Annotated in this window: 23 protein-coding genes; 10 read left to right on the forward strand and 13 right to left on the reverse strand. The window is 60.3% G+C overall.

The genetic code is table 11. From position 1 onward, the window contains the following. Positions 1-332: 332 nt before the first annotated feature. Both D5261_RS28170 and D5261_RS28175 read left to right on the forward strand, forming a co-directional pair. A complete protein-coding gene (locus tag D5261_RS28170) occupies positions 333-1,673 on the forward strand; it encodes a PAS domain S-box protein (protein WP_165864421.1) in 1,341 nt (446 codons plus the stop codon). 126 nt (positions 1,674-1,799) lie between these two features. After that, positions 1,800-3,161 carry a PAS domain-containing protein gene (locus D5261_RS28175; RefSeq protein WP_119323146.1) on the forward strand — a complete coding sequence of 454 codons (1,362 nt, stop codon included), beginning with the start codon at positions 1,800-1,802 and terminating at the stop codon, positions 3,159-3,161. A gap of 12 nt (positions 3,162-3,173) precedes the next feature. Here the strand turns inward: D5261_RS28175 and D5261_RS28180 are convergent, their stop codons facing one another. From D5261_RS28180 to D5261_RS28190, 3 genes are all read right to left on the reverse strand, one after another. Next, positions 3,174-3,782, reverse strand: coding sequence for a DUF6368 family protein (locus tag D5261_RS28180; protein ID WP_125206160.1), 609 nt, complete (start codon positions 3,780-3,782; stop codon positions 3,174-3,176). Positions 3,783-3,975: 193 nt separating this feature from the next. After that, positions 3,976-4,545, reverse strand: a complete 570-nt coding sequence (locus D5261_RS28185; protein WP_301002299.1) for a GGDEF domain-containing protein — start codon at positions 4,543-4,545, stop codon at positions 3,976-3,978. A 33-nt stretch (positions 4,546-4,578) separates the two neighbouring features. Then, a complete protein-coding gene (locus tag D5261_RS28190) occupies positions 4,579-6,528 on the reverse strand; it encodes a methyl-accepting chemotaxis protein (RefSeq protein WP_119323143.1) in 1,950 nt (649 codons plus the stop codon). A gap of 215 nt (positions 6,529-6,743) precedes the next feature. On the opposite strand from D5261_RS28190, the gene D5261_RS28195 reads away from it, so the two are divergent. Then, positions 6,744-7,391 (forward strand): LuxR C-terminal-related transcriptional regulator, encoded by a 648-nt coding sequence (locus tag D5261_RS28195; RefSeq protein WP_119323142.1) that lies wholly within the window; start codon positions 6,744-6,746, stop codon positions 7,389-7,391. A 25-nt stretch (positions 7,392-7,416) separates the two neighbouring features. On the opposite strand, the gene D5261_RS28200 is transcribed toward D5261_RS28195, so the two are convergent. After that, entirely contained in the window at positions 7,417-8,028 is a 612-nt protein-coding gene (locus tag D5261_RS28200; RefSeq protein WP_119323141.1) for a TetR/AcrR family transcriptional regulator, read from the reverse strand. Positions 8,029-8,151: 123 nt separating this feature from the next. Between D5261_RS28200 and D5261_RS28205 the strand changes: the two genes are divergently transcribed. After that, complete coding sequence (locus D5261_RS28205) at positions 8,152-9,159, forward strand: alpha/beta hydrolase (RefSeq protein WP_119323140.1); 1,008 nt, start codon at positions 8,152-8,154, stop codon at positions 9,157-9,159. A 169-nt stretch (positions 9,160-9,328) separates the two neighbouring features. After that, on the forward strand, positions 9,329-11,041 hold the full coding sequence (locus D5261_RS28210) for a carbohydrate-binding protein (RefSeq protein ID WP_125206159.1): 1,713 nt from the start codon (positions 9,329-9,331) through the stop codon (positions 11,039-11,041). 55 nt (positions 11,042-11,096) lie between these two features. On the opposite strand, the gene D5261_RS28215 is transcribed toward D5261_RS28210, so the two are convergent. The 5 genes from D5261_RS28215 to D5261_RS28235 all read right to left on the reverse strand — a co-directional run bounded on the left by D5261_RS28215 (position 11,097) and on the right by D5261_RS28235 (position 14,184). Continuing rightward, complete coding sequence (locus tag D5261_RS28215; RefSeq protein ID WP_125206158.1) at positions 11,097-11,654, reverse strand: SMI1/KNR4 family protein; 558 nt, start codon at positions 11,652-11,654, stop codon at positions 11,097-11,099. Between the two features lie 150 nt (positions 11,655-11,804). Next, complete coding sequence (locus D5261_RS28220) at positions 11,805-12,515, reverse strand: HEAT repeat domain-containing protein (protein ID WP_119323137.1); 711 nt, start codon at positions 12,513-12,515, stop codon at positions 11,805-11,807. Further along, positions 12,508-13,161 carry an SUKH-4 family immunity protein gene (locus D5261_RS28225; protein WP_119323136.1) on the reverse strand — a complete coding sequence of 218 codons (654 nt, stop codon included), beginning with the start codon at positions 13,159-13,161 and terminating at the stop codon, positions 12,508-12,510. The genes D5261_RS28220 and D5261_RS28225 overlap by 8 nt, the downstream gene beginning before the upstream one ends. Before the next feature lie 32 nt (positions 13,162-13,193). Then, positions 13,194-13,745 carry an SUKH-4 family immunity protein gene (locus D5261_RS28230; RefSeq protein WP_119323135.1) on the reverse strand — a complete coding sequence of 184 codons (552 nt, stop codon included), beginning with the start codon at positions 13,743-13,745 and terminating at the stop codon, positions 13,194-13,196. Between the two features lie 205 nt (positions 13,746-13,950). Next, positions 13,951-14,184, reverse strand: coding sequence for a hypothetical protein (locus D5261_RS28235; RefSeq protein WP_119323134.1), 234 nt, complete (start codon positions 14,182-14,184; stop codon positions 13,951-13,953). A 185-nt stretch (positions 14,185-14,369) separates the two neighbouring features. On the opposite strand from D5261_RS28235, the gene D5261_RS28240 reads away from it, so the two are divergent. The 4 genes from D5261_RS28240 (at position 14,370) to D5261_RS28255 (ending at position 17,825) form a co-directional block, all read left to right on the forward strand. Continuing rightward, positions 14,370-14,795 carry a helix-turn-helix domain-containing protein gene (locus tag D5261_RS28240; protein WP_119323133.1) on the forward strand — a complete coding sequence of 142 codons (426 nt, stop codon included), beginning with the start codon at positions 14,370-14,372 and terminating at the stop codon, positions 14,793-14,795. Positions 14,796-14,863: 68 nt separating this feature from the next. After that, a complete protein-coding gene (locus D5261_RS28245) occupies positions 14,864-15,307 on the forward strand; it encodes a hypothetical protein (RefSeq protein WP_125206157.1) in 444 nt (147 codons plus the stop codon). A 154-nt stretch (positions 15,308-15,461) separates the two neighbouring features. Then, positions 15,462-17,366, forward strand: a complete 1,905-nt coding sequence (locus D5261_RS28250) for a SpoIIE family protein phosphatase (RefSeq protein ID WP_119323131.1) — start codon at positions 15,462-15,464, stop codon at positions 17,364-17,366. 165 nt (positions 17,367-17,531) lie between these two features. Continuing rightward, positions 17,532-17,825 carry a DUF1330 domain-containing protein gene (locus tag D5261_RS28255; protein ID WP_119323130.1) on the forward strand — a complete coding sequence of 98 codons (294 nt, stop codon included), beginning with the start codon at positions 17,532-17,534 and terminating at the stop codon, positions 17,823-17,825. Between the two features lie 174 nt (positions 17,826-17,999). Here the strand turns inward: D5261_RS28255 and D5261_RS28260 are convergent, their stop codons facing one another. The 4 genes from D5261_RS28260 to D5261_RS28275 all read right to left on the reverse strand — a co-directional run bounded on the left by D5261_RS28260 (position 18,000) and on the right by D5261_RS28275 (position 21,761). Continuing rightward, on the reverse strand, positions 18,000-18,293 hold the full coding sequence (locus D5261_RS28260; protein WP_119323129.1) for a hypothetical protein: 294 nt from the start codon (positions 18,291-18,293) through the stop codon (positions 18,000-18,002). 37 nt (positions 18,294-18,330) lie between these two features. Beyond that, positions 18,331-18,864, reverse strand: coding sequence for a hypothetical protein (locus tag D5261_RS28265; RefSeq protein WP_119323128.1), 534 nt, complete (start codon positions 18,862-18,864; stop codon positions 18,331-18,333). A 197-nt stretch (positions 18,865-19,061) separates the two neighbouring features. Next, positions 19,062-20,588, reverse strand: a complete 1,527-nt coding sequence (locus tag D5261_RS28270; protein WP_119323127.1) for an RICIN domain-containing protein — start codon at positions 20,586-20,588, stop codon at positions 19,062-19,064. Positions 20,589-20,624: 36 nt separating this feature from the next. Beyond that, positions 20,625-21,761 (reverse strand): RICIN domain-containing protein, encoded by a 1,137-nt coding sequence (locus tag D5261_RS28275; RefSeq protein ID WP_165864419.1) that lies wholly within the window; start codon positions 21,759-21,761, stop codon positions 20,625-20,627. A gap of 126 nt (positions 21,762-21,887) precedes the next feature. Between D5261_RS28275 and D5261_RS28280 the strand changes: the two genes are divergently transcribed. Further along, the gene (locus tag D5261_RS28280) at positions 21,888-22,256 is read left to right on the forward strand and encodes a hypothetical protein (RefSeq protein ID WP_119323125.1); all 369 of its coding nucleotides are present in this window, start codon (positions 21,888-21,890) and stop codon (positions 22,254-22,256) included. The last annotated feature ends 71 nt before the right edge of the window (positions 22,257-22,327 follow it).

Below are 22,327 nucleotides of genomic sequence, written 5' to 3' on the forward strand. Positions count from 1 at the left end.
TCAACGTAGATTGCGATTCGCAGCATTGAGAACCACGCTGCCCGCAGCCTATTATGTCACGCAAGTATACGTATACGCTACCCAGGATACAAGATTTTTGCAGCATGCGATAACCATTGTGGCAATTGGTGAGTACGATCGGGGCAAAGAGCGAATTCGCCGGCGTTTCTGCATTCGCCGCAGGCGAGAATTGGCGCGGGGTTACGGCTCCCAAATTACCGCTCGGAAGTATCCGGCGAAATCCGGGTATAAAGATTTGAGACATTCCCATCGGCGTCGATCGGGGACACGTCGTATCCAATCTTAAGCAGCCATACAAAGGATCGATGAACTTGTCGAACGCACAGGATGAAGCCGAGCGTCAGGACGCCGCGCAGGCGCTTTTGGAGAGCGAGCGCAGATACCTGACCCTGTTCGAGACGATGGCTCATGGCGTCGTCTGGCAGGATCACGCCGGCCGAATCACATCGGTCAACGCCGCCGCCCAGCGCATGCTTGGAATGACGCTGGAGCAGCTTCAAAACATGTCGAAGCTCGATCCCAGCCGGGCTGGCGTCCACGAGGACGGCTCCCCGTTTCGTGATGAAGATCGTCCTTCGATTCTAGCGCTTCAAACCGGGCGTCCGGTTCGGAACGTTCTCCTCGGCTTCCAGCATCCCACCCTGCCTGGAACCCGCTGGCTTCGCATCGACGCCACCCCAGAACTCGATCCCGCCGGCGGACCGCCGCTGGGCGTCTACTCGGTCCTGGAGGATATTACCGACCGTGTGCGCGCCGAGCGTGAGGCGACGGAAGCGGCGCGCACCGTAACCACCATTCTGGAGAATGTGACTGACGCCTTCTTCGCGATCAACAAAGAATGGCGCTATACCTATGTCAACCGGCGCGGCGAGGAAGTATCCGGACACACCTCCGAGCAGCTCATCGGACGCAGTATTTGGGACATCTACCCAGATATCATCGACACGATGTTTGACGAGCAGTTCCACAACGTCATGAACGGGGGCGACCCGGTGACATTTGAAGCGCTCTACACGGCGTCGCAGACCTGGTATCGCGCGCACGTTTATCCGACACCCGACGGGATCGCCTTTTACCTGCGCAATATCATGCACGAGCGCCGCGCCGCGGAGGAGCGTCAATCCGCCGAGATACGCCAGCGCGAGTTCATGCGGGATGTCCTCGCCAGCGTCACCAACGGCAAACTGCGCCTTTGTTTCCGCGAAGCCGATCTGCCCGGCGCGCCGCCCCGCGCCGAGCGCATTACCCTGACACCGGAGCAAGGTCTGCGCCGCCTGCGCCAGGTCGCCGAAGAAGCCGCCCGCGCGGAGGGATTCGCCGACGAGCGCTGCCACGATCTGGTGACCGCCGCCAGCGAGGCGGGCATGAACGCCGTGGTCCACGCCGGCGGCGGCGCGGCGTACGTCGGCGTCCTCCCCGAAAAGATCGTGCAGATCTGGATCGTCGATGAAGGCCCCGGAATCTCGATGGAAAACCTTCCCCGCGCCGCGCTGCAAAAAGGCTACACGACCGCCGGAACTCTCGGCCACGGCATGAAGATGATGCTGCGCGCCGTTGACCGCGTCTTCCTCCGCACCAGTCCTAGCGGAGCCACCGTCGTCCTCGAACAAGAGCCAGTCCCCAAGCCCTCCCTCCTGCTCAACGATTGGTAAAGCATCCGCTTTGCCATTCGTTGATGAACTGATTACACGCGCGAGGAAACCTGGTATAAATCCTGTGTAAGTTCTCAGCCGCCGGCTATTCTGACATTTCCGAACTTATATGAAGACGAGGGGTCGATGACCTTGCGGAAACCCGAGGACGAAAACTCTACCGAAGACAGTTCCCAGGATGCGATGCGAGCGCTGGAGGAGAGCAAGCGCAGATATCTGACGCTGTTCGAAACGATGGCTCAGGGAGTCGTCTGGCAGGACAACACGGGGCGCGTGACCTCGGCCAACCCCGCCGCTGAGCGTATTCTGGGCTTCACGGAGGCGCAACTCAAGGCGAGGTCACCCGCGCTCGATCGCGCCAATTTCCCGCTGCGCGACGACGGCTCCCTGTACACCTATGAAGATCGCCCTACGATCAAGGCGCTCTATACCGGCCAGCCCGTGCTGGGCGCGATCCTGGGATTTCCGCATCTCAAACTCGGCGAACTGCGCTGGATTCGCGTCGACGCGATTCCGGAGATCGACCCAAACGGCGGCCCGCCGCTGGGCGTTTATACGGTCTTTGAAGACATCACCGATCGACGCCGCGCCCGCATGGAAGCGGCGGAGACGGCCCGCAAAGCCGTCACGATTTTAGAGAACGTCACCGACGCCTTCTTCGCGCTGGACAAGGATTGGCGTTACACTTTTGTCAACGGGCGCGGCGTCGAGATGGCGGGCCGCGCCGCCCAGGAGCTCATCGGCCGATGCATCTGGGATATCTATCCGGACCTTGTCGGCACGGTGTTCGAAGCCCAGTACCAGAGCGTCATGAATGGCGGCGCTCCCGTCACATTCGAGGCGTACTACGCCGCGTCCCAGGTCTGGTATCGCGTCCACGCCTATGGAACGGGCGACGGCGTCGCCTTTTACCTGCGTGACGTCACGGCCGAGCGGCGGACCCGAGAAGACAGCATCGCGGCGGCGCGGCGCCAGCGCGAATTCATGCGCGACGTGCTTTTCAGCGTCACCAACGGCAAGCTGATCCTCTGCCTGGAGGAGCGTGACCTGCCCGGCCCGCGTCCGGAATGCCCCGGCATCCTGCTCACCCAGACCGAAGGCCTGCGCGGGCTGCGCCGCGCCGCCGAGGAGGCCGCCCGTGCGGAGGGCTTCATTGACGACCGCTGCTTTGATCTGGTCACGGCGGTCAGCGAAGCCGGCATGAACGCCGTCGTCCACGCCGGCGGCGGCGTCGCTTTCGTCCGCACTCTCCCCAGCCAGATCGTACAAACGTGGATCATCGACGAAGGCCCCGGCATCTCCTTCGAGAACCTCCCCCGCGCCGCCCTCGAAAAAGGCTTCACCACCGCCGGCACCCTCGGCCATGGCATGAAGATGATGCTCCGCTCCACCGACCGCATCTTCCTGCGCACCACCCCAACCGGCGCCGTCGTCGTCCTCGAACAAGGCCCTCACGCCGAACCTTCCCTGCTCCTCAACGAGTGGTGAGAAAAAAGCGCCTCATCCCGGCATGCGGAACGAAGGATGGGTCATCCACCAGCGCAGGAACGCAGCGTCGGCGTACTGGCTCACCCAGTGGCAGTCCCAATAGTCGTTGTAATCAGGAATCGTGACCAGACGCCCCTGCATCCCCGCGAGCATTTCGCGCTGATACGGTTCACACTCGCTCCAGGCCGCCTTGTTGACCCACACCGAGCGTTGAAGGCGTTGGGGTAAATCGCGGGTAGGAAGCAGCACTTGCATCGGGATAATCCCATCCAGAAGATCGGCGACGCCGGCGAGCAGTTCGGCCAGGATCACATGATCGACTTTATCCTTGCAGTTCGCGCATATTACCACCGCTATGTCCGCCGGAGTGAACCCGAACGCCGCCATGAATTTCGCCTGCACCACCGGATGCATGGCGTCCGACAAATCGAATGGCGATGTCCCGATAATAAACGACCGGCCGTGTGTCAAGACCGTAATCCCATGGACCGGGCGGGTGTCCGCCACCCAGCAGTCGCGCCCCGTATGCTCGGCGCTCACGGCGTCGATCACTTCATCCAGCTTCTTCTCGTCGTTATCCGTCCATGCGCGCGGCAGCAATATTTGGTAACACGGCCCCACAAAGCCCTCCTCTCCGGCTCATTTACCATCCCAGAAACTCCGTGGAGAGCACACGCATCCCGAAATGGGAACCCAGATACTCCAGTATACCGCGCCAAAGTCACACGTGATCGTCAACGTTCCGCGCCACGGGTCGCGTCTTACCGACCGCCGGAGACCACCACTGAGATCGTCGCATACCGCGCTGAGTGGGTCAATGCAGTCGTGTGCTCTCATAAATTCGGGACGCGTGCAGGCGGCGGTCGGCGAGCGTGAAGAGTTCTTCGCGGTTTGCCGCGTCGTACGGAAAGATCGACAGGCCGACCGCCAGCATGTGCGGGATATTCTCCGGGTAACCCGCGCGGCGGTACTTGACGTAGGCGAGCGAGGCGCGGATCTGAGACAGGATGGCGCGGATATCCTTGAGGTCCCCGGGCGTCACGACCGCAAATTCCTGGTCGCCATAACGGGCGACAATCGCCTCCGAGGATCCGCACGCGGCGATCGCCGAGGCGATCACGCGCATGACTTCGTCGCCCTGCGCCTCGCGGTTCGCGCGGCGGACCATCGGAAAGTCTTCCACCCCGATCAGCGCAAGCGACAACGGCGTGCGCTCGCGCTCGGACTTCGCGCATTCCTTGTCCATGCGCTCCTGGAAGACATCCGGATCCACCAGGCTCCGCAGCGCCCCATGACCCGATGTCAGCCAGAGCGGAACCGAGAAATCACCGTTTTCCGGCTCCGCCCGCAGCCCGTCATTTACTTTCGTGTTCTTCACTTCCATCTTCGTTTCCATTCTCATTGACGAACCCATCCATCACGCCGCCTTTAAGAGCGAGGCCGGCTCGGACGGCGTTTCTTCGGTGACAAACCGGCTTGCGGAGCATTTGAGATCGCCCGCGATCCCGGACAGTCTGACGGAGGACGTCACAAGCTGCTGCACGGCCAGGCTCTGTTCGGTGATGGCGCTGGCGACGGTCTGCACGGACGCCGAGACCTCCTCGGCGGAGGCGGACATCTCTTCGGCGGCCGCGCTGCTTTGCTGGACGATAAACTCGACGTCGGAAATCGACTTCGAGACTTCCTGCGACGAGGCCAGCATCTCCTCGGCCGCCGCGCAGATGCTCTGGACTTGATCGTCCACACGCGTCATTTCCACGCGGATCTTCGACAGCGCCGCCCCCGCGCCCTCGGCCAGCGCGCAGCCTTTGACAACTTCCTGAGAGCCGGTTTCCATGGCGCGCACCGCATCACCGGTATGAGACTGGACGCGCGCGATCAATTGGCCGATTTCATGCGTCGCCTGGCGCGACCGCATGGCGAGCTTGCGCACCTCGTCCGCGACAACGGCGAAACCGCGTCCGGATTCCCCGGCCCGGGCCGCCTCGATTGCGGCGTTGAGCGCCAGCAGATTGGTCTGCTCGGCGATGTCTTCGATGGTCCCGACGATCTCGCCGATCTGCTTCGAGGCGTCGCCCAATTCCTGGATCACATGCGCGGATTCGCCGACGGCTTCACGGATGCGCTGCATCCCCACAATCGCTTCGCTCACCGCGCCGGCGCCTTCCGTGGCGGCGCTGTTCGCCTGAGCCGCCGACTGCGCGGTCGTCCCGGCGTCCCGCGCGACGGAGTTGACGGCCACGACAAGATGCCGCACCAGATCCGCGCCCTGGCTGAGCGCCTCCGCCTGATTGGATGCACCCTGCGCTACTTCGCTGGCGCCGCGCGCCGACTGGTCGGTGGCGATGGCGACTTCCTGCATCGTATCGGCGATCTCACCGGATCCGGCGCGAATCTGTTCGGCCGAAGAAGCAAGGGTCGCCGAAGCCGACGAAACTTCGGACGCGGTTGTCTGGATCGAACGAACCATCTCCCCCATCGTCGCCTGCGACGTGCGGAACGAAGCGATCGTCGCCTCAATCTGCCCCAGCATTCCATTGAACGTCTGAGCCATCGCGCCAACCTCGTCGCGGGAGCGCGGCGAAAGCTTCTGCGTGTGGGACAGCACCGGAACCGTCAGGTCGCCGTTCTCCATGGCGTGGACAGCCTTGCGCAGGCTGTCAATATCCACCGTCTCCAGGCTCGTCAGCCGTTCGGCGACATCCGCGATAGAGCGCGTGATCAGCCGCGTGATGTAAAACCCCAGAAATGAGGCAAACAGCAGGGCAAAGATAAGAGCGGCGCATACGGCTTTGCTGGCCGCTCGAAATGTCTGCTGAACCTCCCTTCCGTACCAGTCGCCGTGCGCGTGGTTCCACTCCAGCATCACATCCAAATTGTCCGTGAGCGCGTGAAACTGCGTGCGCATGGACCCGTTGAGCAGCGTCACGGCGTCCTTTTCCTCAAACCGGCGGCTCATCGGCATCAGCATGGCGTCATGCGCCCCGGTATACTCCCGCCACTCAGACTGGAGCGCCGTGAAGTTTTTCTGATCGACCGAATCGGTCGCGCTGGATCCATACTCCTGCATCGCCAGGTCGACTTCGGCCCGGCACTCCGTCATATCCCGTTCAAAGCCGGCGATGGCTTTGGGCGAGCTCTCAATCGCGTGCTGGAACTCCAGTGTCCGCAGCCGACGCGCTCCCGCATTGATCCGAGCCAGCGCATGCAGTCCAACGACCGAATCGCCGATCGCCCTGTGCATGGTCGCGTTCATTGTCCCCATGCGGTTGACGGCGGTGGCGCCGACCAGCGTGCAGAAGAGCAAGCATAAGCCAAATCCCAGCGCCAGCTTGCGCCCGATCTTCAAATCCGTGAACCAGTTCATTCGAGACCTCCGTGTGATGCGCGCTGCAAAATCGCGCTACTGGTATGGTTATGGGCGCGAACAGGCGGCCTATGCATGCGTATCGGTACGCATTTTTGCCTTCACGGGGCTTAATCATACTAAATCACCCCGCATATCACCCATTCGGGTGACGCCGTTTCCGCGCGAATCGACCACAATCCAACCATAAAGATCTCAACGAGGAAATCCATCCAATGCCAACGCGCATTATTCTCGCCGCCCGCCGCCGCCTCATCCGCGATGGCCTTCGCTCTCTGCTGGACGGCGTTCCCGACTTCGACCTTTTGGACGATGTGGGAACGCTGACGGATCTCCACGACAATCCCGTGCTGCGCAAGGCGGATGTCGTGATCCTGGAGATGACGATACTGGGCAGCGCATGCTTTCAGGGCCTTCAGCGGCTCATTGCCCGAAGCCGCAGCTTCCGGGTTGTCCTGATCTGCGCGCACGCCAATGCCCCCCTCGCGGAACAGGCTCTTCGCAGCGGCGCGTCGGCGTTTGTGAGCATGGATGATGGTTTTGCGGAGCTGGAAAACGCGATTCGCGCCGTCGCCGATGGAGAGACTTACGTGACGAGCGAGCTTACGCCCGCGCCCCCGTCACTGACGGAGGGTGTGACCGGAGGCGGAGCACACGCCGAAGAATCCCTCACACCGCGCGAATATGAAGTGATCCGAATGGCGGCCGAAGGTGTGACAAGCAAGCAGATCGCCGAGCGCCTGGCGATCAGCGAACGGACCGCCGAAACGCACCGCGCCCGCGCCATGCAGAAGCTGGGACTGATGTCGGCGGTTGGGTTGGTCCGCTACGCCCTATCGCGGGGAATGGTGTTTTTCGAGTAAGCAGGAATTCGTATGCGGCCGCTCCCTACGCGCCGGCGGCGGGGCGAGCGCCGCGAAGCGTCTGTGTGACCAGCTCCTCGCCGTATTGCTCGGTGAGCGGCGCGGATCGCAGCAGCAGGCGGAAGTAGATCGGGCCGAAAATCGCGTCGATCAGCAATTCCGGATCGAGATCGGCGGCGAATTCGCCGTTCGCCTTGCCGCGCTCGATTTCGGCGACCGTCGCTTCCCGGCGGGCGCGCATGTGCCGCTCGTAAAGCTCGCTCAGAATCCCCGGATCGCTCTGCCCCTCGGCGATCAAGTCCGCCATGACCTTGCCGAAGAAGCCATGGAACTGACGAATCAGAAACCGGACCTTGCTCCGGAGGATCTCCTCCACCGTCCCATCCGACGACGGCGCCAATTCAGACCCGATCCGCTCGTGGAACATCGCCAGGATCAGCGCGGATTTCGAAGGCCACCATTTGTAAAGCGTCGGCCGCCCCACATGCGCCCGCCGCGCCACCGCCTCCAGCGTCAGATCGCGAACGGGCGTCTCCTGAAGCATCTGATAGACCGCATCCATGATCGCCGCATGCGATTGCGCCGCCTCACCGGGAGGACGTCCCCGGCGCCCGGCGCCTGCCGCCGTTTTTTCCATCACAAAACCTTCTCTCACAATTTTCAATAATTCAGTATACAGACAGGACAGAGTATTGACAAGTATTCTATTTTATATTACAATACATAATGTAAATATAAATAACGAGATAGGACACGAAACATGGATACTAGCGTTCACGGAAATCAGAGTTTGCCGCAGGCGTGGTCGGTCGTTCACCCAATCAGCGACAAGGACGCGGCGGCGGTCGCGGCGATGCGCGCGGAGCTAGGCTCCATCAAAGGCGTCCTGGAGGGGATTGCCGCGCGGCCGATATTCGACGACGTTATGGGGCGTGTCCTCGCGCCGGACGCGGTGACATACGAGCAGGATACGGTCGGCGGCGTCCCCGGCTGGTGGTGCCGTCCCGCCGCCGCTCGTCCATCAAGCGCGATCCTCTACCTGCACGGCGGATGGTATTCGCTGGGATCCGCCCTGGCCTATCGCAATTTCGCGGGCCAATTCGCCGCCCGGGCCGGGGCGGACACGTTTGTCCCCGACTACCGGCTGACGCCGGAGCACCCGTTCCCGGCGGGCCTGCTCGACGCCGAGGCAAGCTGGAACGGGCTTGTCGCGCGCGGAATGACGCGGATTGCGATTGCGGGTGACTCGGCGGGCGGCGGCCTGACGCTCTCGCTGCTGTCGCGCTTCGCGGCGCGGCCGGCGGGCGGTGTCGTTCCCGTCGGCGCCGTGGTCCTGTCTCCGCTCACGGATGTCGCGCTGACCGGCGCGAGCTGGGAGACCCGCGCCGAAGCCGATCCGTATTTCACGCTCGCGCAAAGCGTGGGGTACGCCCGCCTCTTCCTGGGCGACCATGACCCGAAGGACCCGCTCGCCTCGCCGCTTTACGGCGATCTGGCCGGCCTGCCCCCGATCCGCGTGCATGTGGGCGATGACGAGACCCTGCTCGACGATTCCCGCCGTTACGCCGAACGCGCCGTCTCCGCCGGCGTCGACGTCCGGCTCGACATCTGGACCGGCCTTCCCCACGTGTTCCAATCCAGCGTCGGCGCCCTGGACGCGGCGGGCGCCTCGCTCGACATGCTCGGCGCATTCCTCGCCGAGCGCCTGACGCCGCCGTCACTCGGAGCCGACGTCGATCACATCCCCACGCAAAGAAAAAGCGACTAAATCCAGCCGGCGCGCTGAACTTTCATTTGAGTCCGTGATAAAGTGAAATGAAACTCAAATGAAAGTTCAGTTCTCGTTTCCCCTCTCGCCGCCGGCGCGGACACGAGAGCACGGAGAATTCTTGTATAATGGGAGGACGCAACGAACGCGAACACGAAGGCGACAAATCGTGAGTAATCAATGGGCGGGATTTTTGGCGGCGGCAGTCGGGGTAATCGTCGGTGCGGTCCAGCCCGCCGTGCGCGCGGCGGCGATCTCGGGCGAATCCGTGTCCACGTTCGATCCGTTTACCTGGCCTAACGATATTCCGGATAGCTGCCCGCTGCAAAAATCCCTGCTCTTTGACGGCGTCACGTTCACCGGCCGCTACGCCGACTACGGAGCCGCCGACACCTGGTTTCCCTGCTGGCTGCCGAGCGGGGATCTTCGTTCGCCCTTTACCGACGGTAAGGTTGGGGAGATCGGCGCCGGAACTCCGAATCCCGGCGCGGCGCGCATCGCCGGCGATGATCCACTGAAGCTGGAGGTCGCGCCGCTGACCACGGTAAACTCAAACCTTGGCGGCGGGACAAAGGGCTGCGGCAGGTACCCAAGCGCCTCGCTGGTCTCACGCTCTGTCTGGTATTACGGCACATATCTCCTGACCAACCACGACAATTCGGTTGCTATGCCGCACAGCGACTGGCAGGTCCTGGAGCCGTTCGCCGGCTTTCGCTACTCAATCGACGACGGCAAACGCTGGACGGACACAACCGATCCCGACCACGGTCTCTTCGAGGACTATCATCACAGCGACGCCATAAACGCCGATCACGAAATTATGATCGGCGCGCCTCACTTCGTCGACTTCGGCAAGAACATGCAGTTTGCGCCCACAGACCCAAAGACGAGCCGCAAATACGCCTACATGACCGCCCACGGCGCGGACGCGAGCGCGACCGCCGCAAGAAACTCCTGGGTGATGGGCGACAACGTTTACCTGCTCCGGATCCTCCTACCGGCCGGCGCGGACGCCAAGCACGGCGCCGCGTACCTGAACACCGCGCAAAATTGGCAATACTATACGAAAAGCAGCGGCTGGCTCCCCTGGGATAAAAACCATCTGGACGCCGTTCGCCTCGCCATCCAGCCGATCGTCCACTGGGAGGATCCCGCGCCGGCGTCATCGGACCAGCCAACCTTCGGCCTGGGCGAAACCACCGTTACCTACGACGCCCCGCTCAAAACCTTCCTGATGTGTATCGCCCGCTGCATCACCGCGAACCGCTTCGACACCATGATCCTCGAAGCGCCCAGAATCACCGGCCCCTATCGAATCGCGCATTACCTCACCGGCTTTGGCCCCGTCGCCTACTTTCCGGCCATCCCCTCGAAGTTCATCTCGGGGGACGGCCGGACCATGTGGCTCAGCTACTCCGCCAACTACGGCGGCCAGAAAGCAAATGTCGCCGGCGCGGCTTACGCCCTCTGCCTGCGCGAGTTCACGCTAAACGCGCCCGGCGAAGCCGAGCGGAAATATCAAGCCGAATCCGGAACCCTCGCCGGCGGCGCCGCCATTTACGGCGACCCAGCGGCGTCCAACGGCAACATCGTCGCCTACCTGAACTCCCCGGGCCGCTCCGTCAGCTTTCCCCACTGTCCGGCGGCCTCCCGCATCGGCGTAACCTACGCCAGCATCGCCGCTGGCGCGTTCAGCCTCTACATCAACGGCAAAAAGATCCAGGAAATCCAATTTCCCGCCACCGGCCAGTGGACCGGCCCCGGCGCATACCGTAAAGTCTGGACCGCGGTTCCCGTCCCCGAAGGCGCAAAGGTTACCCTACAATGCGACGAAGGCGACACCGGCCTCAACCTCGACGCCATCGAACTTCCGCAGAATTAGACGTTCCCGCAAAACGTGTCGGATCGCCCTCAATCGCCACATGAATGGCGGCAAGCTACTTCCAATAGCCCGCGCCAGGATTCAAACGCGCTCCGATCTCGTTAAACTTCTTGTAATCAGTGGACCACTCGATGCGGTCGTTGACGATCGTGTAAAGACCTTCGCTCCAGAATTCGTGGACGGTCAAAAACATCGACTCCAGAGAATTGAATTGGACGCAAATCCCGGATTCCACATCATAATCGAGGACCTTCCCTTGGTTCGATCCTTCTCCACATTCAACCACACGGTAGGAGCCGGAATCCGAGAATAAAAGTGGAAACCATGTATTTTGATAGTCTTCTGGGTCATCTCCAGTATCCAACGTCAGCTTCTGGTAATTTCGGATCGCTGCTTGAAGAGAAAGGATTTTATGACCAACAATTAAGTGATCGGATCTCTTTGATCGTTCGGCTATCCCATTGCAATACTCGTAAAAATCGAATAGATCATTTATCAGCGGAAATGGGAGCGACACTGTAAGATTTACGACTTCTTGTTGTGACAAGCCGCTCAAGAGATCATCCTTTATCCTTGAGCCCGCTTGTTCCATGGCTGACGCAAGGGTTTCCATCAGAATCGATATCTTTGACAAAATTTGTTTCCAGCCTCGTTTTTCAAGCGCAGGCGAGTGTGTCGATTTCCAGTACGCGGCGATAGAAATCCGCGCGTCATCGTCTGGGAATCATATCAGCGAATAAGGACATATCGTGATGAGGGTGCCTTAAGATCTCTCGCGAGCTTCCAGAATACGAATCGCCGTCTGTTGAAAGACTTGCCTCATTGGCGACGCCGCTTCACCGCTATTCGGCTCACGGATATTATTGAGAATGGGCGCGACTCGTGAATCCACTTCGGCAAGACAATGCGACTTTTCCACCAACTGATGGATCGCGTGAATGGCGAAATGAGCGAGAACTCCATCGTCCGTCTCCAGAACGTCGGCAAGTAAATCCAGATATTGACACTCGCCGAGTCGGCAAAGCGCTTCCGCCGCCCGCAATCGGATTTCGAATACCGGGCTGGCCGCCAGACGGATCAGCGCGGAAATGGCGTCGGGGCCGGCAAACGCAAGAAGCATGTAAATACAAGCGGTCGTTGTGCGGGTATCGCCGCCGTCCAATCGCGCAAGAACATATTCCAGCGCGGGACGCCCGAAATTGGCGAGCGCGATCTGCGCCTGCGGCCGGACATGCCGGATGTCCCAGTCAAATAGCGCCTCAAAAAGAGCAGGGATTGCCAGGGGATCGCCAATCTTGCCGAGCAAAACGCACGCATCGGTCCGGACTCCATACTCATCGTTGTCCTGGAGCTGCGCGATCAGCGGCTCGACGGCTTCGGAGCCGTAGGCCAGGATCCCATCCAAAACCGGATGCTCGTCCGCGTATACACTCTCCAATTGCGCAATGAGCGCGGCCAGCTCGTTCTCAGGCATCTCGCCCCTCACTCTGCTTCTGCTCGGAATCAGCGCCGCCAACCATCTCCCGATAGCTGTCGATCATGAGCGCCCAAAAACCTCTTGGCTGCATAACGTCGTCCGGCTTGAGAAAAGCCTCGGGATCGGTTGTCTCTAGAGCCGCCCATAAATCTCGTACGAGCGCCGCTTCGGCGGCTTCGGATATCTGTGGGCCGTCCCAGTATCGCTTGCAGAACAGCCGGTGAATCCAGAGCGATTCCACAAACGCCTCCACTGACTTATTCACGGGAAAGATCATCGTGTGGGAATGGGGCGGAAGGAACGATTCGATGGCGTTCGTGGCTTTGTTGACGCCAATCAGAAACGGATGATAGATCGAGATATAGGGGTCCGGCGCATCGCAAGCGATCAGCCAGTAGTCCCCCGCCGGCCGGCGTCCCGCCGCAGGAACGGTATGCGACTGGAGGAAGGTGTAATCATCGGCGCCCTGGGGATGCGGATCTGCGGACTTAGGAAGCGGCAGCGGCGTAATCGCGAAGCCCCAGAACACCTCCGCGCGAACGGGCAGACCGCGCTCCGCCAAAAACTCCCTCAAGGATAGCGGCGGCCCCGGTGTGACCTCAAGCGGAAAAAAGACGAGTTCCTCGCCTGGCCATGAGTTCATTGAAAATCGCCTCGCACCATCTTGGAGTTACCCTAATCGACATCGCACTCGTGATAGGCTTGAATCTCGCCGGGCCAATAGTAGAACAGGCTGCGCAGGGCGCGGCGATCCGCGACATAAAGCCGGCGGCGGAACTGCTGATACAGCGCCAGAAGCGCTTCTTGGTCCTCAATCTCATCTCGGGCTTCCAAAAGCTCACAAAACGCTGTCGCCGAGGCCGCGAACTGTTCGACGCTCGAATTCACAAACGTCGAAGGCGCCCCGTCGGGATAACACCAGACGACGGAGCCGGTCCCTTCTTCCAGGCAAAGCAAGCCGCCCGCGTTCACAATCTCGCGATCGCTTCGGTAAAGCGCTCGATAGGCGTTCTCGCCGACACAATCGAACAAAGATCCCACGCCGACTTGGATGGATGGAAGAAGGGTGAGTCTTCGGCTCTGATCCATGGGGATGCTCGCCGGCAGGCCCGCCCCTCGGAGAAACTCGTGCGATCGCGCCGGAATATTAAGCGCTTTGAGCGCACTGCCGTCGATGCGAATGAGGTCGCCATAGCGCCAGGAGGCGATGAACTGATCCGCGGTCATGAATGAACTCACCTTCGCGCAAAACAAGAATTCGAGACCACGCTTACTACTATACCGCCAATCTCCCGATCCTCGGCCTGTGGAGGCAGGTTCAGCTTAGCCGCTGGACCGCAGCGACGCGATCTGGTCTTTCGTCCGTTGTCTCCATCACGTGAGACTCGAAGCCCCATAAAACATATGTTCTGATCCAAATAAAAGCACAGCCTCAATTTCCCTTGCTCCGTTCCGACCGCGCGGCCACCAGCGCCCTGTGCGCGGTGCCCTGCCCCACGTCGGCCTGATGCATGATCTGCTTGATGGACGGCCACTGGCCACTGTGCGCTTGGTGGTATTCACCGATCCACAATTGCGCCTTCTCACTGCGCGTCCACCGTCGAAGCGTGTGCGCGTCATAAATGGCGACTTCAGTGGACGTAATCGTTCCCGGCGGGCTTTGCATCGTGGTTACTCTCCTATGATTGGGATCTGCGTTCTATTCCTTTGCGCTAGAACGAACGACTTCATAACTTTATATTAACACATAAATCCCAGGAAAAACAAGCAAATTCGCCCTGCCCACTTGCTTTTTTGTTAACTTTTCGTTAATAATAGGAACACGGATCACGACACGCGGGACGAAACCCTATGGCGATATCGGCAGGGACGGAATTTGGGGCGTGGCTCAGGCAGGCGCGCACGACGCGCGGGCTTTCGGTGAACGCTCTGGCGGACCGGGCGGGCGTCAGCAACGCGTCGATTTCGAAGTTTGAAGCCGGCAAGCTGAACCCGCGCAAGCGCACGGTCGAGCAGGTTGCTGCGGCGCTCGCGCCGGATGAAGCTGCGGCGCAAGTATCGGACGCGCTGCTGCGGGCCGCGCTCGCGGCGGCGGGTTACACTGCCGGCCCCGCGCGCGAACTCGAACGCGATCCGATCTTCGACGACGGTTTCGAGGCGGGATACGACGCCGACGACGGCCTGACCGAGGAAGACCGCGAGAACCTGCGCCAGGAGGCGCGCGATTACTATCGCTTCAAAGCCGAGCAGTTGCGCCAGCAGCGACGGCGAGCTTAAGACGGCAAAGACGCTCACAGTCACGGCGCCCCAACGGGCGCCTTTCTTTACACTTGACGATGGATCATATGTACACTATAACAGACACATGCATGGTGCGAACGGCGGCGGCGAAGATACGGGCGATAATGGCGACGCGGGCCGGGGGGCGGCTGCCGCGCACCGAGAGGGGATGGGAGCGCTTGCTGGCGTCCTTCGGCGTGGATATCTGGGAGTGCCGCCGCCACACCCGCCACTTTCGCGCCCGATTGCGCATAGACCCGCGCGGCGCGGCCGTCTACCTCTCTCCTCGCCTCACCCCCTACCAGAAAATGCGCGTGCTGTGTCACGAACTGGCGGAATACATCGCCGTCACCCTTTACCCGAGCCCGGCGGACGACCTCTGCGCCGATTACCACTACGACGGCGGCGCGCAGCCCCAGGACTACCGTCACCTTGTCGCCCGCGAAGTCGAACGCCTCGCCTTTCCGCGACTGCCGCTCTTCTGGGCGGTGCGACCAACGCCCCGATAGGCCCATCTTGCGAAACTTTTCAAATTCGCGTACAATATGCTCGTAAGCGACGCCGCGCCCGCAATTCCAAGGCGTGTGATTGGCGAAAGATGTACGCGCCTGCGCCGGACCGGATCGAACGACAGACTCTGTCCTAGAAACTTAGCGCAAATCGATGACATCTCAGCAACCTAATCCTCCGCCGACGCCCGAACCGAACAACGACTCCGTCTTGCCCGGACTTCGCATCCTCGACAGCGTCACCGACGCCTTCTTCGCACTCGACCGCGAGTGGCGATTTACCTACCTTAACTCCCACGCCGAACGACTGTTAATGCGCACCCGCGAGGACCTCTTGGGGCAAAGTATTTGGGACGAATTTCCCGACGCCGTCGGTTCGGCATTCGAATACGCTTATCGGCGTGCGATGAATCAACAGGAGATCGTGCAGTTCGAAGCCTATTACGATCCCAAGGACAACTGGTTCGAAGTGCGCGGCTTCCCCTCGGAGGACAGTCTGACGGTCTGTTTCCGGGAGATCGGCGATCGGAAGCGGGCGGAGCAGGATCGACTGCGCGTGGACGAGGAGCTGCGCGACGCCCACGAGCGCACGATCGATATCTTGGAAAGCATCGGCGACGCCTTTTACACCCTGGACAGCCAGTTCCGGCTCACGTACGTCAATCGGCGCTCGGCGGAGCTCTGGGAGCGGACACGCGAGGAACTGATCGGTCAGCGCATTCAGGACGTGTTTCCGCAATGGGAAGGCAGCATTTCGCACGGGCATCACATCGCGGCGATGACCGAGCGCACGCCGCGCCACTACGAAACCTTTTCCCTGGTGCTCAACAAATGGCTGGAGGTCAATATCTATCCAGCCGCCGATGGTCTGAGCGTTTATTACCGCGATATCCACAGCCGAAAAATGGCCGATGACGCTCTGCGCGCCAGCGAGGAGCGCTTTCGGCGCGTTGCCGACACCATCCCCCATATCGTTTGGACGGCCCAGCCCGACGGCGCTTTGGACTATGTCAATCAGCGCTGGCTCGACTATACCGGCCTGAACGCGCGGGAAACATATGGGTGGGCGTGGCGGCGGGTGATCCATCCGGACGAACTGCCGCGCGTCGCCGCCATCTACGCCGAGGCCATCGCGGACGGCGAGAACTACGAAGATGAGTTTCGGATGCGACGGCTCGACGGTGTGTACCGAACCTTTCTCGTGCGCGGCGCCGCGATCAAGGGCGAGGCGGGCGAGACCGTCAAATGGGTCGGGACCTGCACCGATGTCACCGAGCGCCGCATCGAGGCTGACCGCCAGGCGGCGATTTTTGAGCGAGAGCACACTATCGCGACACAGCTTCAAGAAGCGCTGCAGCCGCCGATCCCCCGCGCCATGCCGGGCCTAAGCCTGGCAAAGTATTACGAGCCCGCGCTGCCCGAAAGCGGCGTCGGCGGCGATTTCATGGACTGCTTCGCGGTGCGCCCAGGCGTCACGGCGATCGTGGTCGGCGACGTCTCCGGCAAGGGTCTGGCGGCGGCGGCGCAGGTCGCGACCGTGCGTAATATGCTGCGTTACGCCATGCACAACGAGCACGCGCTGGCCGATTCGGTCGCCCGCTTAAACGATACGATCGCCGCCAATCTCCTTCTCTCGGGCTTCTGCACGCTGTTCGTCGGCTGTTACGACGCCGACACGCGCACGTTCACCTACGTCAACGCCGGCCAGGAATCCGCGCTGCTGCGCCGCGCCGCGACCGGCGAAATCGAACAGCTTGCCTCCACCGGCTCCGTCATCGGCGCGTTCACGCCCGTGGAGTACGACTCCGTCACCCTCACGCTTACGCCGGGCGACGCGCTGGCGATCTTCACCGACGGCCTTACCGAATGCGGCCCTACCCGCGAAACCATGCTCGGCGTCGACGGCGTCTCCGCCCTCCTGCGAGATCCGCCCGCTCCCAACTCCGACGCATCTATCGCCGAAGTTCTCGCCATGCGTCTCATCGACGGCGTCGACGCCATCGCGCAGGACGGTCTCGTCCGCGACGACGTCTGTCTCATCATCGCCGTCGCCGAGTAAGATCCCCTGCCCGCGTTGCCCAAAAGTCTGCTTTTGCTGACGCCAACTCTGCCTAATCCGCTGCCTGCCATCCATGGGAACGAAGCACCCCACGCAAACACACAGATTTGGGTAGATTATTCTTCGGAGCCCAAGTCTCAAAGTCTTGGAGAAGGAATCATCACCATGAAAGGCTACGTCATCTCGGAAGTCGAAGTGCTGGATGAGGCGAGGGCCGCCGAATACCGACGCCTAGCGGAGGCGTCGATCCACGAATATGGAGGCCGCTACCTTGTCCGAGGATCCGAGGCACATGTCATCGAAGGCGAACCAAATCCACGCCGAGTTGTGATCGTCGAATTCCTATCCCTCGCCGCCGCCCGCGAATGGTACGCCTCCGAAGCCTACGCCGAAGCGCTGCGCGTCCGCCAGACCGCCCTCGACCGCCAGCTCACCTTCGTCGAAGGCGTAATTCCATAGTCGCGCCGCGCCGGTTCTTTGCTGCGGACAAAAATGGCGCGCCACCTCACGATAGATCTTGCCAGGAACTACGAAGAAAAGAAAGAGGAGATGAACTCGGTCTTCGTCGCAACACGCCATGAGCCATGTCGCTCATAATGATTAGCTGTCAAATCTCATTCACGACCACGAAAACTACGACTCCGCCAGTATATACTGCGTTCCATCGTATTTCACATGCATCGGCGGCTTCCGGTCCGCTGGCGCCCATCCTAATCGAAAGGCGGCGCAGATCGCATTACGTATCGTCGCCTGTCCTGGCTCGAAATCGAGAGAATACGGATTAATGAAAAGACGCTGCCCAAGAGCCCCATGTTCTCGAACGGCGATCCAATGACTTTTACGATGCCATTCGCGATCCAGACGCCATTCAAACGTTTGCCCGTTGCGCAATGAAATAATATGCGTATCTTTTTTTGTGAATCCCATTACCTTCCCTCTCAGAATCGTAATTCAATCAGTCAGTTTAAGGCCACTTACGATTGTCGATCGCCGCAAGCCATTGCGCGCGTGCTTCTCCGTAGGGCGTTGGATCGCCGAACTGCGAATCGTCCAGTAGGACCAAGCGCACGGCGCCGAAGATGCGCCCTTCGGTCACCATTTTTCCTTTCTCCCAACGCCCAAGACGACGAATTACGCGAAATGCTTTGGCGAATTCGGACTTGGTGACGTAGAAGTCGAGCCGCTCATTTTGACGTTTGTACCCCAGTGGATGGCGCTTCGTTCGCAGCGCGGCGTCCTTGGTAGGCAGGACAATTGTCTCGCTGTAGGGGATCCAATCGCGGAAGTTCGTCAGCGATGCATAGAACTCATTGGTCAGCGACGGGTCCTCGCCGATAGGAGACTCGGCGTAGTTGAACCATGCCGTCCAGAGCAGATCCGACTGGCAGGGACGATTGATGTAATATGTCAGCCTATCTCCGACAAATGTCAGGCAGCCTTTCCATTGAGCTTCGTCATGTGAACATGGGGGTTCCTGGATGTCTCTGAGTCCGGTCATCGTCGCGTATCCTCGGCAGATTGCTTTTTCGTTATGGGAGCGATCAAGGTTTGGACACGAATCGGGCCCACGCCTGCTTTATCGTCATAGCGGAGAGGAGTGGTAAAGAACGGAGCGGAACGATTGTGGAGGATACCAAACAAGGCCGCTCTCGCAATGAAAGCGGCCTTGGAGGCGTCAGGTATTTCTGATCGGCGTTACTTCAAATACCATTTCTGGTTGCTTCCGCCATTCCAGGTCCATTGGATCAATGGCGCGCCATTCGAGCTCATATTGTCGTCATCCAGCGCCAGGCTGCTGGATTGATTCCAAATTTTGTAGGATCCGTCGGACTGCTGGTCCACCCACCAGCGCTGGTTGGACGCGCCGTTCACGCCCCATTGGATGATCTGGGTCCCATTCGTCGTGGAGCCGCCGGGATCGTCGAGGGACTGGCCGCTGTATTTGTTGATGATGTTCCAGGAGGTGTCCGAGTTCTGAGAGAAGATCCACTTTTGCTGCACGCCGCCGTTCCAGCCCCATTGCAGCATGCCGGCGCCCTGCGTCGTCGTGCTGGCGTTGTCGATCACCAGGCCGTTCGCCTGGTTGAAAATCGTGTGGACTCCCGTGATCGGACTGATCTGGGAGACGGCCTGCACGACGACCGAGCCTTCGGCCTCCATGGCGTCGAGGTTGCCGGTCGTGGTGGGCGAGGTGAAGTTGTTCCAGGTGATGTTGTAATCGGTGCGCCGGTTGTTCCAGGAGGACGCCGCGTTGTTCTCCAGCCACTGCCAGTAGGTGTTCCAGAGATTATTCTGCCGCGCGAAGAGGCTCAAGCCACGATAGAACTGATCTCCGCCGAAGTCCCCGTTCGCCGGATGATCTTCGTTCAGGATCGGATACTTATTGATCACATGAGCGGCCGCCGTCTGCGCATCGCTAAAATACTGCGATGTGTTCGTAATCTTATAAAGGGAGTTGGCCGCATTGACAAGCAAGCCGCTGTTGTAAGCGTTGTCGTCACCGTAGATGCCCGATGCGTTCCAGCCTTCGTACACTCGCCCGCTGTTCGGGTCATAGCAATGGGTGCGCGCCCAGGCGTAGATCGACTGAGACTTCGATAGGATCCCCGAGTCCCCGGTGGAGTTATAGATGAAGCCGCCGGCGATCACCATCGGCCAGTTGCTCAGACCGCCTTTGCCGCCTGCGGGAACATTTCCCATATTCTCCCAAATCCCGCCGCCATAGGTGCTGTCCCAGCCTCGATTATAGACGACATTCCAGTTCGTCACGGCGGCGTCGCGATAAGCGGTGTTCCCGGTATCCTGGTAGCCGCGAATCAGCGCGATCACTGCCCACGCGAGGTCATCGTCCCAACTGTCCCACGCCAGGTTTTTGTTGGGGTCCGGTGTAATTTCATTGGCGATGAAGGTGTTCAGCAAGTCGCTGATGAGCTGCTTGTTGGCCGCGCTGGGCGTTCGGTCGTAGGCGTCCTCCACGCCGGTGATCATATAAGCCTGGCCCCACATGAACGCTCGTGAGCGGTCGGTCAGGCTGTTGCAGAAGTAAGTTTGTCCGCCCGAACGGATCAGGTAGGCGTTCAGCCAGCCGTTGTAAGCCGCATCGGCGTTCGCGCCGTTTTGAGCGTGGGCGACAGGAGCGCCGAGGAACGCCGTCGATCCGGCCAGCGCCGCCGTCGCGAAGATCAAAGAAGACGCGGATTTGAAAGTTTGACGATATCTCATGAGTTTGTCTCCGATTGGAATCTCAGAATGGCCGGGCTATCTCGGGGTGCTGACGAACTTCTGATTGTTTCCGCCATTGCCGCCCCATTGGTCGAATTGCGTCCCCTGCGCCTGTGAGAAGCCGGGCATGTCCAGCGCCAGACCGCTGTTGCGATTATAGAACGAATACGTTCCATCGGAGTTTAGCGACGGGAACCACTGATCGTTCCCGGCTGCGCCGAACTGCCACTGGACAATGGCGGCTCCGTTCGACTTGGAGGCGGCGGTCACATTGATATCCATGCCGCTGTTGGCGCTCTTGATCTGGTAGTAGCCGCTGCTGGTGGGGATGAAGTTCCACATCTGGTTGCGAGCGCCGGTGTAAGGCCACTGAATAATGGGGGCGTTGCTGTTGGTGGAGCCTCCGGAGACATCGATCACCTGACCACTCCCAACGTTCTGGATCGAGTAGACGCCCGCCCACGCCAAGTTCGTAACCCAGCCTTTGCCGATGACCTGCTGGACGGCTCCGTCCCAGTTATCGGCCATCTTCTGATAGCCGCCGTCGTTGGGATGCGTTCCATCCTTGAGATCCCCCGTATTGAGAGAGCTCATGCTGACCAGGTAAACATGCTTGCCCGCGTTCGCCCGCGCCTGCACAATTCCAGGGATCTGACTGTTGTAGGAATTGATGCGGGACTGGGTCGCTGCGTCCGCGTTACAGATGATTTGCGCCACCACGATCGTGACGCCGGGATCGTCGGCGAGGATCTGGTCGATCATCGACGCCAGCCGGTTCGGCGCGGTGGACAGCTGATAGCTTTGCAGCATGTCATTCGTGCCGATATGCAGCGTGACGACATTGGGTTGATATGTCGCTAAGGCTCCGTCCAGCAGGCTGGCGACCTGATCGATTCGATAACCAGAGTGTCCTTCGTGATCGGGGTCGAACGTGTCCCCATCCCGAATCGAGCCCACGAAGTCGGTTCGGTTTCCCTGCGCGACCAGCTCATTGTATAATCCCGCCCGGTAACCGTTATTGGTCGAGCTTAAGTAGCCCGAGGTAATCGAATCGCCAATCGGCATCAATCGCAGTGTCGCGCTTTGCGCGGGCGCCGAGATTCCGATCGCCAGTGCGCCCAATACCATCGCGGCGAGAGAGCCGCCAATGTTCTTTCGCAGGGTTGAAGTCATATCAGCCTCCTTGAGATAAGCCGTTCCGCGAAGTTTACTTGAGATACCGTTTCTGGTTGCTTCCGACATTTCAGGCTCACGGAATCCGCAGGGAGTGATTCAAATGGGGCCTGTCGACTTCCCCCCATGAACGCCATCAATACGATCAGCAAGCGCCGGCGAGGCCATTATCCGCCGCCGGCCACAACCTTTCCCCTTCATTTTGATGATCCTCCTCGACTAGATAGCGATTGTTACTATCACATCACCATGCACGATATCCGCGCATTGTCAATTCGAACAAGGCTGCGCAAATATTGCAATTATAGCAAAACAAGCACCTTTCATTTTGCTCTGCTCACAACCGCTCCGCTGGTGTATCCTCCAACAGCAGCGCCATTGTATCATGCAATGGTTCCATTGTCAAGCGATATGGATCCAGATTTGCGAACCAAAATTATGAAAGCAAACCCGGAGATGGCGCAGCACGCGCGCCGCGAGAGCAACAAATTCTAAGGTGCATCAAAGACGCGCACTTCCAGCAAATGTTATCATCATCAAATCTTGGCGCCAGCACAGCAAAAAAA

It is taken from the genome of Capsulimonas corticalis, from assembly GCF_003574315.2.
Classification (GTDB): domain Bacteria; phylum Armatimonadota; class Armatimonadia; order Armatimonadales; family Capsulimonadaceae; genus Capsulimonas; species Capsulimonas corticalis.

What these genes read in the sequence shown, in the direction of transcription:
- D5261_RS28240 (WP_119323133.1), top strand. Translation starts at nt 14,370, where the DNA reads ATGGCGATATCGGCAGGGACGGAATTTGGGGCGTGGCTCAGGCAGGCG.
- D5261_RS28230 (WP_119323135.1), bottom strand. Translation starts at nt 13,745, where the DNA reads ATGACCGCGGATCAGTTCATCGCCTCCTGGCGCTATGGCGACCTCATT.
- D5261_RS28200 (WP_119323141.1), bottom strand. Translation starts at nt 8,028, where the DNA reads ATGGAAAAAACGGCGGCAGGCGCCGGGCGCCGGGGACGTCCTCCCGGT.
- D5261_RS28270 (WP_119323127.1), bottom strand. Translation starts at nt 20,588, where the DNA reads ATGAGATATCGTCAAACTTTCAAATCCGCGTCTTCTTTGATCTTCGCG.
- D5261_RS28225 (WP_119323136.1), bottom strand. Translation starts at nt 13,161, where the DNA reads ATGAACTCATGGCCAGGCGAGGAACTCGTCTTTTTTCCGCTTGAGGTC.
- D5261_RS28235 (WP_119323134.1), bottom strand. Translation starts at nt 14,184, where the DNA reads ATGCAAAGCCCGCCGGGAACGATTACGTCCACTGAAGTCGCCATTTAT.
- D5261_RS28275 (WP_165864419.1), bottom strand. Translation starts at nt 21,761, where the DNA reads ATGACTTCAACCCTGCGAAAGAACATTGGCGGCTCTCTCGCCGCGATG.
- D5261_RS28185 (WP_301002299.1), bottom strand. Translation starts at nt 4,545, where the DNA reads ATGGAAGTGAAGAACACGAAAGTAAATGACGGGCTGCGGGCGGAGCCG.
- D5261_RS28190 (WP_119323143.1), bottom strand. Translation starts at nt 6,528, where the DNA reads ATGAACTGGTTCACGGATTTGAAGATCGGGCGCAAGCTGGCGCTGGGA.
- D5261_RS28280 (WP_119323125.1), top strand. Translation starts at nt 21,888, where the DNA reads ATGAACGCCATCAATACGATCAGCAAGCGCCGGCGAGGCCATTATCCG.
- D5261_RS28220 (WP_119323137.1), bottom strand. Translation starts at nt 12,515, where the DNA reads ATGCCTGAGAACGAGCTGGCCGCGCTCATTGCGCAATTGGAGAGTGTA.
- D5261_RS28195 (WP_119323142.1), top strand. Translation starts at nt 6,744, where the DNA reads ATGCCAACGCGCATTATTCTCGCCGCCCGCCGCCGCCTCATCCGCGAT.
- D5261_RS28215 (WP_125206158.1), bottom strand. Translation starts at nt 11,654, where the DNA reads ATGGAAACCCTTGCGTCAGCCATGGAACAAGCGGGCTCAAGGATAAAG.
- D5261_RS28265 (WP_119323128.1), bottom strand. Translation starts at nt 18,864, where the DNA reads ATGACCGGACTCAGAGACATCCAGGAACCCCCATGTTCACATGACGAA.
- D5261_RS28175 (WP_119323146.1), top strand. Translation starts at nt 1,800, where the DNA reads ATGACCTTGCGGAAACCCGAGGACGAAAACTCTACCGAAGACAGTTCC.
- D5261_RS28205 (WP_119323140.1), top strand. Translation starts at nt 8,152, where the DNA reads ATGGATACTAGCGTTCACGGAAATCAGAGTTTGCCGCAGGCGTGGTCG.
- D5261_RS28260 (WP_119323129.1), bottom strand. Translation starts at nt 18,293, where the DNA reads ATGGGATTCACAAAAAAAGATACGCATATTATTTCATTGCGCAACGGG.
- D5261_RS28255 (WP_119323130.1), top strand. Translation starts at nt 17,532, where the DNA reads ATGAAAGGCTACGTCATCTCGGAAGTCGAAGTGCTGGATGAGGCGAGG.
- D5261_RS28245 (WP_125206157.1), top strand. Translation starts at nt 14,864, where the DNA reads ATGTACACTATAACAGACACATGCATGGTGCGAACGGCGGCGGCGAAG.
- D5261_RS28250 (WP_119323131.1), top strand. Translation starts at nt 15,462, where the DNA reads ATGACATCTCAGCAACCTAATCCTCCGCCGACGCCCGAACCGAACAAC.